This window comes from Pseudomonas sp. 9Ag, assembly GCF_902506445.1.
Classification (GTDB): Bacteria; Pseudomonadota; Gammaproteobacteria; order Pseudomonadales; family Pseudomonadaceae; genus Stutzerimonas; species Stutzerimonas stutzeri_AB.
Genome location: NZ_LR733836.1, coordinates 3,874,595 through 3,887,427, shown reverse-complemented (window position 1 = coordinate 3,887,427; position 12,833 = coordinate 3,874,595). Strand labels below are relative to the sequence as shown.

Here is a 12,833-nt window from a genome sequence, read left to right as displayed (position 1 = left end):
CTTCTGTCAAGGCTGTTATCTAATGCTGACAAACATAATTAATCCGTAAGTAGCGGATAGAGATAGGAAATCGGCCGTGATAGGGCTCTTCACTAAGAAAGCGAACACGCTGCTTGGAATCGACATCAGTTCGACATCCGTCAAGCTGCTGGAATTAAGCCGCTCAGGTTCCCGGTACCGGGTCGAGTCCTATGCGGTCGAGCCACTTCCGCCTAACGCTGTGGTTGAAAAGAATATTGCTGAACTGGAGGGCGTGGGGCAGGCGCTTTCCCGGCTATTGGTAAAGGCGAAAACCGGGGGCAAGTCTGCTGCGGTGGCGGTCTCCGGTTCAGCAGTCATCACCAAAAGCATCGAGATGGAAGCCGGGCTCAGTGATGACGACCTTGAAAATCAGCTGAAAATCGAAGCAGACCAGTACATTCCCTATCCTCTAGAAGAGGTCGCTATCGACTTCGAGGTGCAGGGCCCTGCAGCGCGTTCGCCCGGCCGGGTTGAAGTGCTGCTAGCAGCGTGCCGCAAGGAAAACGTGGAAATACGTGAGGCTGCGCTCGCTTTGGCCGGGCTGACGGCTAAGGTCGTGGACGTAGAAGCGTACGCGTTGGAGCGCTCTTATGGTTTGCTGGCGCCCCAATTAGGCGCCGGACACGATGAGCTGACCGTCGCGCTGGTCGACATCGGTGCGACCATGACTACGCTGAGCGTTCTGCACAACGGCCGGACTATCTATACGCGTGAGCAGCTGTTCGGTGGTCGTCAGCTCACGGAGGAGATTCAACGACGCTACGGCCTGTCAATGGAAGAGGCTGGTCTGGCTAAGAAGCAGGGTGGTCTTCCAGACGACTATGACAGTGAGGTGTTGCAGCCGTTCAAGGAGGCAGTCGTTCAACAGGTTTCGCGTTCTCTTCAATTTTTCTTCGCTGCTGGGCAGTTCCACGATGTTGACTACATTCTGTTGGCCGGTGGTACGGCATCCGTTCCGGGACTGGATCGTCTGATTCAACAGAAAATCGGAACCCAGACTTTAGTTGCCAACCCGTTCGCCGATATGGCCTTGAGCAGCAAGGTCAACGCAGGTGCCCTCGCCAGTGATGCGCCATCCATGATGATCGCCTGTGGATTGGCCTTGAGGAGTTTCGACTGATGGCCCGGATTAACCTTTTACCTTGGCGCGAGCAGCAGCGTGAAGAGCGTAAACAGCGATTCCTGGTGTCGCTGGGCGGGGTGGCTGTAGTTGCAGTGGGTTTATTGTTTCTTGCTGATCAGTACTTCACCCATGCGATCGAGCAACAGAATGCGCGGAATGATTTCGTTCGCAAGGAAATTGCCGTTCTGGATACGCGGATCGCCGAGATCAAGGAATTGAGAGAGCGTCGGCAGCAACTGCTCGAGCGTATGAAGATCATTCAGGATCTCCAGGGTAACCGCCCGATCATCGGTCGAGTATTCGACCAGCTGGTTCGCACGCTTCCCGATGGCGTCTATTTCACCGGGCTGAAGATGACCGGGAAAAACATCGCGATCGTTGGCGCGGCTGAATCAAACAACCGAGTCTCTAATCTGATGCGTAATTTGGATGGCTCTGATTGGCTGGATGCGCCGAACCTGAACGAAGTGAAGGCTGTCACCGCTGGGGCGGTTGATCAGGAAAATGTGTTTCAGCTAACGGTGCAACAGACACAACCGGCCGCTGCTGTTGAAGGAGATAAGCCATGAGTCTGGCTAGCTCGATGGAGAGTCTCCGTAGCGTAGATTTGTCCGATCTGGACATGAACAACCTTGGGTCCTGGCCAGCAGCGGTAAAGGTGATCGCGGCGATATTGCTGATGGCCCTGATGCTCGGGGGTGGTTACTACTTCTACCTCAGCGACCTGCAAGCCAATCTGGATCAGCAAATAGCCGAGGAGGACAGGCTCAAGCAGCAGTTCTCCACCAAGGCATTTCAGGCTGCGAACCTGGAAGCGTACAAGGCGCAGATGGTCGAGATGGAGGCATCTTTCGGTGCTTTGCTGCGGCAGTTGCCTAGTGATACCGAGGTGCCGGGTTTGCTTGAAGACATTACCCGCACTGGCCTGGGCAGCGGGCTCGAATTCGAAGAGATCAAGCTGCAGCCGGAAGTGACCCAGCAGTTCTATATTGAGCTGCCGATACAGATCAAGGTCGTTGGCAGCTATCACGATCTTGCGACTTTTGTCAGTGGCGTAGCGAGCTTGCCGCGCATCGTTACGCTGCATGATTTCGAAATTAAGCCGAACAGTAAGGATTCGTCATCCAAGCTGCACATGAGCATCCTGGCCAAGACATATCGCTATAACGACAAGGGGCTGCAGAAATGAGAGGAGTCCGACTTGTAGCGATAACCCTTGGCACGCTGGTGCTGACCGGGTGCGGTGTGAGCGGAGATTTCGACGATCTGCGCAGTTACATGGATGAAGTACGAGCCAAACCGAAAGGTTCGATCGAGCCGCTGCCGGCGTTTCTCCCATACGAGGCCTTTACCTACAGTGCAGCGTCGTTGCGTCACCCCTTCCAGCCGCCAATGAAGATTGATCTGACTCAGCGGCAGAAAGGTACAAAAGACATTCGGCCCGACGAAACCCGCATTAAGCAATTTCTTGAAGAATTCAATATTGAAAACTTCGTCATGGTCGGGACGCTGGCCAAGGGCGAAGGCAACTACGCCTTGATCAAAGGTGGTGATGGGGTTCACCGAGTCAAGGTCGGTGACTATCTGGGGCGCAACCATGGCCGTATCGTTGAGATCAGCGAAGCCGAGGTGGATGTGCTTGAAATCGTTCCGGACGGAGAGGGTGGGTGGCTTGAGCGCCCGCGTAGCCTGACCTTGAAAGAGCGTTCTTGAGTCATGGCAAAAATGGAAAACCTATACCGGTCTGCACAACGGAAGCCTTTTATGAATACCACTCTCACTCGTCTCGGTTTGTCGTTGCTGGCAGCTTTCATTTCACCTGCATTGCTGGCGGCAAATTTGAACTCACTTGACGTCGCATCGTTGCCCGGTGATCGCGTTGAGCTGAAGCTGGCTTTCGACGAGCCGGTTCCGACCCCGCGTGGCTACACGCTTGATCAGCCTGCACGTATTGCTCTTGATCTGCCTGGCGTATCCAGCAAGCTTGGATCGAAAAACCATGAGCTTGGCGTTGGTAATGCGCGGAGCGTGACGGTGGTCGAGGCTCAGGGACGCACGCGGCTCATTGTGAACCTCACCTCTCTGGTCCCTTACTCGACCCGCGTCGACGGTAACAATCTGTTCGTGGTGCTAGGCGAGAACGCTGCGCGCTCCGGGGCTGCAACGCCTTCTCCTGTGGTCTCAACGAAGCCGGTAGCGCCGGCCGTCGCCATGGCTGCGGATAAATCGATCAGCAACATCGATTTTCGCCGTGGGGAAGACGGGGCAGGCAACGTAGTGATCACCTTGTCTGACCCTTCGGTCAGTCCAAGTATTGAAGAGCAAGGCGGTAAAATCCGCGTTTCCTTTGCCAAAACGCAGTTGCCTGAATCGCTGCGTGTGCGGCTGGACGTCCAGGATTTTGCCACGCCAGTCAAATTTGTTGATTCCAGCAGCAAGGGTGATGGTGCCAGTATCGCCATCGAGCCGAGCGGCCGATACGACTACTTGGCTTACCAGACTGACGACAAGCTCACCATTAGCGTCAAGCCGCTCAGCGAGGCAGATGCCGAGCAGCGCAAGGCTGAGCATTTCACCTATTCCGGCGAGAAGCTGTCGCTGAACTTCCAGGACATTGACGTTCGCTCTGTTCTCCAGTTGATCGCAGATTTCACCGACCTGAACTTGGTGGCCAGTGACACCGTGCAGGGCAACATCACATTGCGTTTGCAGAACGTGCCCTGGGATCAGGCGTTGGATCTAGTGCTGAAAACCAAAGGTCTCGATAAGCGCCAAGTGGGCAATGTTCTGCTGGTGGCTCCGGCAGACGAGATCGCCGCGCGCGAGCGTCAGGAACTAGAGTCAAAGCGGCAGATTGCTGAGTTGGCGCCCCTTCGGCGGGAGGTCGTGCAGGTAAATTACGCCAAGGCTGCGGATATCGCTCAGCTGTTTCAGTCGGTGACTTCGGTTGATGGGCAGTCTGACGAGCGGGGTTCCATTGCAGTTGATGATCGTACCAACAACATCATCGCCTATCAGACTCAAGAGCGACTGGATGAGCTGCGTCGCATCGTAACTCAGCTAGATATCCCGGTTCGCCAGGTCATGATTGAGGCTCGAATCGTTGAGGCTAACGTTGGGTACGATAAAGCGCTTGGAGTTCGTTGGGGGGGGAGCGTTGTAAATGATCAATGGAGTGCCTACGGAAAGGACGGCAGCAGATCTATCGATGATGACGGGCGTTTGCGGCTGCCGGGTACGGATACCGTTGGTGGTTTCACGCTCGGCGAAGGCTTGGCGCCAGTACCCTTTGTAGATATGGGAGTGCTGAATAGTACGTCCGGCGTGGGTATCGGCTTTATTTCGGATCACCTCCTGTTGGATCTTCAGCTCTCTGCCATGGAGAAAACAGGAAATGGAGAAGTCGTATCCCAGCCCAAAGTCATGACGGCAGACAAAGAAACGGCAAAGATCTTGAAAGGTACCGAGGTCCCTTACCAAGAGGCCAGTTCCAGCGGTGCGACGAGTACCTCCTTCAAAGAGGCGGCCTTGTCACTGGAAGTGACCCCGCAGATTACGCCAGATAATCGCATCATCATGGAGGTCAAGGTGACGAAAGATGCGCCAGATTTCCGCAATGCTGTGAACGGAGTCCCTCCGATCGATAAGAACGAAGTCAACGCCAAGGTTTTGGTGAACGATGGGGAAACCGTCGTGATCGGTGGCGTGTTCTCCAACAGCCAGTCGAAAAGCGTCGACAAGGTTCCGTTTCTAGGCGATGTGCCTTATCTTGGCCGCTTGTTTCGTCGCGATGTCGTGACGGATGCCAAGTCTGAACTGCTGGTGTTCCTTACACCTAGAATCCTGAATCATCAGGCCATCGCCGTGAATCGTTAACGTCATTGAAAAATATTATCCTCGTGGGTCCGATGGGCGCTGGTAAAAGCACCATCGGACGCCTGCTTGCCAAGGAGCTTCGCCTCCCCTTTCGGGATTCCGACAAGGAGATCGAGCAGCGCACCGGTGCCAGTATTCCGCTGATATTCGATGTCGAGGGCGAACAGGGTTTTCGTGAGCGTGAGCACGCCGCCATCCAGGATCTATGTCAGATGCGTGGCGTCGTGCTGGCAACAGGCGGCGGTGCGGTGCTTAGGGAAGACAATCGCGAGGTTTTGCGGACTGGGGGGCAAGTGATCTATCTATGCACCTCGGTCGATCAGCAGCTTGATCGCACCTCCCGGGATCGCAATCGACCATTGCTGCAAGCGCCGAATCCCCGCGAAGTGCTTACCGGATTGATGGCTGTGCGGGACCCGTTGTATCGCGAAATCGCTGACATCATCATTCAGACGGACGAGCGTCCACCACGCCTCGTCGTACAGGAAATTCTCAGTCAGCTTCAGTCTCCCGGGCCTCGTGAAAGCTTGGGGCGATCTGCGCTATCCTAGCTCCCTTTAATTGTGGGGCCCCTATGCAGACTCTTCAGGTCGATCTCGGCGAGCGTAGCTATCCGATTCTGATTGGCGAGCAGCTCATTGATCGCGGTGAGCTGTTGGCCTGCCATATCCGTGGCAAGCAGGTTGCGATCGTCACCAACGACACCGTTGCACCGCTTTACCTGGAGCGCCTTTCGCGCAGTCTTGCCGGGTTCCACGTGACTCCGATCGTGCTTCCTGACGGTGAGGCGCACAAGAACTGGCAGACCTTGCAGTTGATCTTTGATGCGCTGCTGAGGGCGAGGCATGATCGAAATACCACCATCATCGCACTCGGGGGGGGCGTGATAGGTGATATGGCTGGCTTTGCCGCTGCCAGCTATCAGCGAGGCGTCGATTTCATTCAAGTGCCGACAACGCTCTTGTCTCAGGTCGATTCGTCCGTTGGCGGCAAGACGGGCATCAACCATCCGCTCGGCAAGAACATGATCGGTGCGTTCTACCAGCCTCAGGCGGTGTTGATCGACACATCGACTCTCGCGACTCTGCCGTCGCGCGAGTTGTCCGCAGGCCTGGCCGAGGTGATCAAATACGGTTTGATCTGTGACGAGCCGTTCCTGGGCTGGCTCGAGGACAATGTCGACAAGCTTCGTTCGTTGAATCAGGAGGCGCTTACCGAAGCGATACAGCGCTCCTGTGATGCAAAGGCCAAGGTGGTAGGCGCGGACGAGCGCGAGGCTGGTATTCGCGCCACGCTGAACCTTGGCCATACGTTCGGTCATGCGATCGAGACCCATCAGGGCTATGGGGCGTGGCTGCATGGTGAGGCGGTGTCGACGGGCACTGTTATGGCTCTTGAGATGTCGAATCGGCTCGGCTGGATAAGCACCGCGGAGCGAGACAGGGCTGTGCATTTACTGTCGCGTGCCGGTCTGCCAGTTGTGCCCCCAACTGACATGAGCGCCGAAGATTTTCTCAAGCACATGGCGGTCGACAAGAAAGTGCTGAATGGCCAGTTGCGATTGGTGCTGCTCAAGCGCCTGGGGGAGGCTGTGGTGACGAGCGACTTCCCTAGGGAAGTGCTTGAGGCCACATTGAACGTCAACTACGAAGCGCTTAAGCAATAGTCAGAACCTAAGAGATTTCCATGTCCAGTTTGTCTGCCGACGATTCGTACCTGAACCATTACGGCTTCAGTCATGATCCCTTTGCTGCACGCGTACCCGGCTTCAAGTTCTTCCCTGCTCAGCGCAAGCCGGTGCTTGGGCAGTTGCATCACCTTGCCCGCTACAGCCAGCTGCTGCTGGTGGTGACCGGGCCCGAAGGAAGTGGCAAAACGCTGGTGCGTCAGGCTCTCGTAGCCAGCAGCAATAAGCAGGCTGTCCACAGTGTGGTCATCTCGCCACTGGAAACGCTCGATTCGAATATTCTTTTGCAGCAGATCGCTCAGGCGGTCGGCTGTCAGCGCGCCGACTTCGACTCGATCATGGCGCAGATCATTCAACTGGCGCTGACCGGCCAGGAGGTGTATCTGCTGGTTGACGATGCCGAGCGACTAACCGGGGCAGCCGTTGAGACGTTGCTGCGATTGGCTCAAGGCAGTCCGGAAGGGCGGCCGCATGTCTTTCTCTTCGGCGAACATGCACTGGTAGCGCGTCTGGAGGCATTGGTAGACGGCGAAGAGCGCTTCCATGTGATTGCGCTTCAGCCGTACGAGCAAGATGAGACGCGGGAATATCTGGCGCTGCGCCTGGAAGGGGCTGGGTCTGGGCTGGACTGTTTGAGTGAGGAACAGGTCGAGCGAATCCATGTCGATTCCGGTGGTTGGCCTGGTGCCATAAACCAGATAGCCAGAGATGAACTTCTTGAAACGATGCAGCAATCCAAAGGGCGTCGGAAGTCGGCTGGGTGGAATCTGCCGCTACCCATGAAGCATTTGCTGGCTCTGGTTGCGGTTGTTCTCATTGTCTTGGTCACCTTGCTCATGCGTGACGCGGATGAGCCATCAACAGCGCCCGCTACCACCGCTTTACCGCTGGGGACGGCCCCCGTAACCGAGGCGCTTGATGAGGGCGTCGATGCTGTGCCGGAGATCGCGCCGGCTCAGCCGGTTATCCGGGAGCCGCTTGCTGCTGCCGGTAGCGGAGAAGCGGCTGATTCATCTACTCAGGCTATCGAGGAGCCGTTACCTGTTGAGGAGCCCGCTGTCGACGATATTAAGGCTCCTGCAGAGATCGCTGCCCCAGTCGCAGTGCAGCCACCAGCGGCTCAACCCAATCGGGTAACAGAGGTGCCGCGGGAGCCTGTGCGTCAGATTGCCGCGGATGAGGCTGCTGCAGCCGGGAATTGGTACGCCAGCCAGTCGAAAACCAACTATCTAGTCCAGGTACTGGGTACGCGGACCCAGGCGAACGCTGAGGCATTGGTGAAAAGACAGGGCGAGGGCTTCCGTTATTTCGTCAAGCAACATCAGGGTAAGCCTCTGTACGTTGTGACCTACGGGAGTTTCGCCACCCGTAATGCTGCCTTGGAGGCTATCAAGAAGCTGCCAGCCTCGCTGCAGGCAGGCAAGCCTTGGGCGCGGAGCTTTGCTAGCGTGCAGCAGGAGATTTCGCAGTCTCGCCAGTGAGTGCCCCAAAACAGTGCGCAGCGCCCCATCTTGGGGCTTTAAAAAATAAAATTGTGCCTCTCTACCGGGCTTTGTAAACTGCTCCCCCTTTTGCCCACGTGTATGACGGGGCGATTCTGTGCGCCGTCAATAAGGGGTTGATTTACAACGTATTTAGCTGGTGGAGTGCCTATGAGAGCAGGTCTGTTTCGTCCTGAAGAGTTCAAGGATAACTGCGGCTTCGGTCTGATCGCCCACATGCAGGGCGAGGCAAGCCATCACCTGCTTCAGACCGCAATTCAATCCCTCACCTGCATGACTCACCGAGGCGGCATCAACGCCGACGGTAAAACCGGCGATGGTTGCGGGCTGTTGATGCAGAAGCCTGACGCCTTCCTGCGCGCCATGGCCAAGCAGCATTTCGATGCCGATCTGCCTTCGCTCTACGCTGTCGGTATGATTTTCCTCAGCCAGGACGCGGGCAAGGCCGAGACGGCGCGCGCGAGCCTCAACGAGCAAATCGCAGCCCAGGGGCTGACCCTGGTGGGCTGGCGTGAGGTTCCGGTCGATACCACTGTTCTGGGGCGTCTTGCCTTGGAACGCCTGCCGCGAATCGAGCAGGTGTTCGTTTCGGCGGAAGGCCTGTCCGAACGTGATTTCGGCATCAAGCTGTTCTTCGCTCGCCGCCGGGCCGAAGTGGCGCTGGCAAGCGACAAGGAATTCTATGTCTGCAGCCTCTCCGACAAGGACATCATCTACAAAGGATTGATGATGCCGGCCGATTTGGCGCAGTTCTATCCCGATCTAGGCGATGAACGCCTGGCCACCGCTATTTGCGTGTTCCATCAGCGTTTCTCCACCAACACGATGCCGCAATGGCCGCTGGCTCAGCCGTTCCGCTTCCTGGCTCATAACGGCGAGATCAACACTATCACCGGTAACCGCAACTGGGCGCAGGCGCGCCGGTTGAAGTTCGCCAATGAGCTGCTTCCGGACCTGGAAGGCCTCGATCCGCTGGTCAACCGTACGGGCTCCGACTCCTCAAGCATGGACAACATGTTGGAGCTGTTGGTCACCGGCGGTATGGATTTGTTCCGCGGCTTGCGCATGATCATCCCGCCGGCTTGGCAGAACGTCGAGACTATGGATCCCGATCTGCGCGCCTTCTATGAGTTCAACTCCATGCATATGGAGCCTTGGGACGGCCCCGCGGGCGTTGTGCTTACCGACGGCCGTCATGCGATCTGCCTGCTGGACCGCAATGGCCTACGCCCGGCACGCTGGGTGACGACGAAAAATGGCTATATCACCCTTGCTTCCGAAGTTGGCGTCTGGGATTACAAGCCGGAAGACGTGATCGCCAAGGGCCGCGTCGGCCCGGGGCAGATCCTGGCTGTGGACACCGAAACCGGACAGGTACTGCATACCGACGACATCGATAGTCGCCTGAAATCTCAGCATCCGTATAAAACCTGGTTACGCCAGAACGCGTTGCGTATCCAGTCGACCCTGGACGATAACGATCATGGCTCGGCGTTTTATGACGCCGACCAGCTCAAGCAATACATGAAGATGTTCCAAGTCACCTTCGAGGAGCGTGATCAGGTGCTGCGTCCGCTCGCGGAGCAGGGGCAGGAAGCCGTCGGCTCCATGGGTGATGACACCCCCATGGCCGTGCTGTCGCGTCGGGTTCGCTCGCCATTCGACTATTTCCGCCAGCAGTTCGCGCAGGTCACCAACCCGCCGATAGACCCGCTGCGCGAATCTATCGTGATGTCGCTGGAAACCTGCCTCGGCGCAGAGCGTAACGTCTTCGAAGAAACCGCCGATCATGCCAATCGGGCGATTCTCACCACGCCTGTGATCTCTCCGGCGAAGTGGCGGACAATCATGGAACTCGACCGTCCCGGTTTCGAGCGCCATCTGATCGACCTCAACTACGACGAATCCCTCGGCCTGGAAGCCGCGGTGCGCAATATCGCGGACCAAGCCGAAGAAGCTGTGCGCAGCGGCAAGGTCATGCTGATTCTCAGCGACCGCAACATCCAGCCAGGCAAGCTGCCGGTGCATGCATCGCTGGCCGTAGGTGCTGTGCATCACCGTCTGATCGAAACCGGTCTGCGCTGCGACTGCAACATTCTGGTGGAAACCGCGACTGCGCGCGATCCGCATCACTTCGCTGTTCTGATCGGTTTCGGTGCGACCGCCGTCTATCCGTTCCTTGCGTTCGAAGTGCTTGGCGACTTGATCCGCACTGGCGAAGTACTTGGCGACCTCTACGAGGTGTTCAAGCACTACCGCAAGGGGATCTCTAAGGGCCTGCTGAAAATCATCTCGAAGATGGGCATCTCTACCATCACCTCATACCGTGGCGCTCAGCTGTTCGAAGCCGTGGGTCTGGCTGACGAGATTGTCGACGTGAGTTTCCGTGGAGTCGCCAGCCGCATCAAAGGTGCGCGCTTCGTCGATCTGGAAGCTGAACAGAAAGCATTGGCGACCGAGGCCTGGAGTGCACGCAAGCCGATCCAGCAAGGCGGTTTGCTGAAATTCGTCTACGGCGGCGAATACCACGCCTACAACCCCGACGTCGTCGCGGCGCTGCAAGTTGCCGTGCAGGAAGGCGACTACGGCCGCTTCAAGGAATACACCGCACTGGTTGATCAGCGTCCAGCGGCGATGCTGCGTGACCTGCTCAAGCTCAAAGTGTCGGAGCAGCCGCTTGCGCTTGAAGAAGTCGAGCCGCTGGAGCAGATTCTCAAACGCTTCGATTCGGCCGGCATCTCGCTCGGCGCGCTGTCGCCGGAAGCGCATGAAGCGATCGCTGCGGCCATGAACCGCATCGGCGCGCGTTCCAACTCCGGTGAGGGTGGCGAAGATCCGTCGCGCTATCGCACCGAGCGCAGCTCGAAGATCAAGCAGGTGGCCACTGGCCGTTTCGGTGTCACCCCTGAGTACCTGGTCAACGCCGAAGTACTGCAGATCAAGGTCGCCCAGGGTGCCAAGCCCGGTGAGGGTGGTCAGCTGCCGGGCGGCAAGGTCAACGGTCTGATCGCCAAGCTGCGTTATGCAGTGCCGGGCGTCACGCTGATTTCGCCGCCCCCGCACCACGACATCTATTCGATCGAAGATCTGGCCCAGCTGATCTTTGACCTCAAGCAGGTCAATCCCAAGGCGCTGGTATCGGTCAAACTGGTTGCAGAGCCTGGTGTCGGTACCATCGCTGCTGGTGTCGCCAAGGCCTACGCCGACCTGATCACCATCTCCGGCTATGACGGCGGCACTGGCGCCTCGCCGCTGACTTCCATCCGTTACGCCGGATCGCCCTGGGAACTCGGCCTGGCTGAAACCCACCAGACCCTGCGCGGTAATGACCTGCGGGGCAAGGTCCGGGTACAGACGGACGGCGGACTGAAAACCGGCCTCGACGTAGTCAAGGCTGCGATCCTCGGTGCAGAAAGCTTCGGCTTCGGCACGGCGCCAATGATCGCGCTGGGCTGCAAATACCTGCGCATCTGCCACCTCAACAACTGCGCTACCGGCATCGCCACGCAGAATGATCAGCTGCGCAAGGACCACTTCATTGGCACGGTCGACATGGTGGTCAACTTCTTCACCTTCGTTGCCGAGGAAACCCGTGAGTGGCTGGCCCGCCTCGGCGTGCGCAGCCTGCAGGAACTGATCGGGCGTACCGATCTACTGGAACTGCTTCCGGGCGAAACTGCCAAGCAGAACCATCTCGACCTGTCGCCGCTGCTCGGCAGCGACCATATTCCGGCCGACAAGCCGCAATTCTGCGAGGTTGAGAAAAACCCGCCGTTCGATCAGGGGCTATTGGCCGAGGAAATGGTCAAGTTGGCTCGTGCGGCCATCGACGCCAAGAGCGGCGGTGAGTTCGAGCTGGATATCTGCAACTGCGATCGTTCCATTGGTGCACGTGTCTCCGGCGAGATCGCCCAGGTGCATGGCAACCAGGGCATGAAAGATTCGCCAATCACCTTCCGCTTCAAGGGCACCGCTGGTCAGAGTTTTGGCGTCTGGAACGCGGGCGGCCTGCATCTGTATCTGGAAGGCGATGCAAACGACTATGTCGGCAAAGGTATGACCGGCGGCAAGCTGGTGGTTACCCAGCCGAAGGCCAGCGGGTACGAGTCCCAGGATTCGGCGATCATCGGCAACACCTGCCTGTATGGCGCTACGGGCGGCAAGCTGTTCGCGGGCGGCACTGCCGGCGAGCGATTTGCCGTGCGTAACTCCGGCGCGCACGCGGTCGTGGAAGGCACGGGCGATCATTGCTGCGAATACATGACGGGCGGCTTTGTCTGCGTCCTTGGCAAGACTGGCTACAACTTCGGCTCCGGCATGACCGGCGGTTTTGCCTACGTCCTCGACATGGACAACAGCTTCGTCGACCGGGTGAACAACGAGCTGGTCAACCTGCAGCGCATCACCGGTGAGGCCATGGAAGCCCACCGTAGCCATCTCCAGGACGTGCTGCGCGAATATGTCGCCGAAACTGGCAGCGCATGGGGCGCGAAACTCCTGGAAAACCTCGACGACTACCTGCGTCGCTTCTGGCTGGTCAAGCCAAAGGCGGCCAACCTGGCGTCACTGCTGTCGAGCACTCGGGCCAACCCCCAATAAAAAGCAGGTTCAAGCGGCAAGCCTC

At 57.8% G+C, this 12,833-nt stretch carries 9 protein-coding genes; all 9 read left to right on the top strand.

Annotated features, from left to right (window positions below; genetic code table 11):
* The first annotated feature begins 76 nt into the window (after positions 1-76).
* The 9 genes from ALTERO38_RS17715 (at position 77) to gltB (ending at position 12,808) form a co-directional block, all read left to right on the top strand.
* Positions 77-1,141 (top strand): pilus assembly protein PilM, encoded by a 1,065-nt coding sequence (locus ALTERO38_RS17715; protein WP_159969178.1) that lies wholly within the window; start codon positions 77-79, stop codon positions 1,139-1,141.
* Positions 1,141-1,713 carry a type 4a pilus biogenesis protein PilN gene (gene pilN, locus ALTERO38_RS17710; RefSeq protein ID WP_102837315.1) on the top strand — a complete coding sequence of 191 codons (573 nt, stop codon included), beginning with the start codon at positions 1,141-1,143 and terminating at the stop codon, positions 1,711-1,713. Before ALTERO38_RS17715 ends, pilN begins: the two co-directional genes overlap by 1 nt.
* A complete protein-coding gene (gene pilO, locus ALTERO38_RS17705; RefSeq protein ID WP_102837316.1) occupies positions 1,710-2,333 on the top strand; it encodes a type 4a pilus biogenesis protein PilO in 624 nt (207 codons plus the stop codon). Before pilN ends, pilO begins: the two co-directional genes overlap by 4 nt.
* Positions 2,330-2,857 (top strand): type 4a pilus biogenesis lipoprotein PilP, encoded by a 528-nt coding sequence (gene pilP / locus ALTERO38_RS17700; protein WP_159969177.1) that lies wholly within the window; start codon positions 2,330-2,332, stop codon positions 2,855-2,857. Before pilO ends, pilP begins: the two co-directional genes overlap by 4 nt.
* A 51-nt stretch (positions 2,858-2,908) precedes the next feature.
* Positions 2,909-5,020: a type IV pilus secretin PilQ gene (pilQ, locus tag ALTERO38_RS17695; RefSeq protein ID WP_159969176.1), complete on the top strand. Its 2,112-nt coding sequence runs from the start codon at positions 2,909-2,911 to the stop codon at positions 5,018-5,020.
* A 5-nt stretch (positions 5,021-5,025) separates the two neighbouring features.
* Complete coding sequence (gene aroK / locus ALTERO38_RS17690) at positions 5,026-5,571, top strand: shikimate kinase AroK (RefSeq protein ID WP_159969175.1); 546 nt, start codon at positions 5,026-5,028, stop codon at positions 5,569-5,571.
* 23 nt (positions 5,572-5,594) lie between these two features.
* Positions 5,595-6,686, top strand: coding sequence for a 3-dehydroquinate synthase (gene aroB / locus ALTERO38_RS17685; RefSeq protein WP_159969174.1), 1,092 nt, complete (start codon positions 5,595-5,597; stop codon positions 6,684-6,686).
* Positions 6,687-6,706: 20 nt separating this feature from the next.
* Entirely contained in the window at positions 6,707-8,188 is a 1,482-nt protein-coding gene (locus ALTERO38_RS17680) for an SPOR domain-containing protein (RefSeq protein ID WP_159969173.1), read from the top strand.
* Between the two features lie 171 nt (positions 8,189-8,359).
* Positions 8,360-12,808 (top strand): glutamate synthase large subunit, encoded by a 4,449-nt coding sequence (gene gltB, locus ALTERO38_RS17675; RefSeq protein ID WP_159969172.1) that lies wholly within the window; start codon positions 8,360-8,362, stop codon positions 12,806-12,808.
* Positions 12,809-12,833 lie beyond the last annotated feature (25 nt).

Excerpts from the sequence above, each read along its gene's own strand:
- pilN (WP_102837315.1), top strand. The coding sequence starts at position 1,141 with ATGGCCCGGATTAACCTTTTACCTTGGCGCGAGCAGCAGCGTGAAGAG.
- pilO (WP_102837316.1), top strand. The coding sequence starts at position 1,710 with ATGAGTCTGGCTAGCTCGATGGAGAGTCTCCGTAGCGTAGATTTGTCC.
- pilP (WP_159969177.1), top strand. The coding sequence starts at position 2,330 with ATGAGAGGAGTCCGACTTGTAGCGATAACCCTTGGCACGCTGGTGCTG.
- pilQ (WP_159969176.1), top strand. The coding sequence starts at position 2,909 with ATGAATACCACTCTCACTCGTCTCGGTTTGTCGTTGCTGGCAGCTTTC.
- aroB (WP_159969174.1), top strand. The coding sequence starts at position 5,595 with ATGCAGACTCTTCAGGTCGATCTCGGCGAGCGTAGCTATCCGATTCTG.
- ALTERO38_RS17680 (WP_159969173.1), top strand. The coding sequence starts at position 6,707 with ATGTCCAGTTTGTCTGCCGACGATTCGTACCTGAACCATTACGGCTTC.
- gltB (WP_159969172.1), top strand. The coding sequence starts at position 8,360 with ATGAGAGCAGGTCTGTTTCGTCCTGAAGAGTTCAAGGATAACTGCGGC.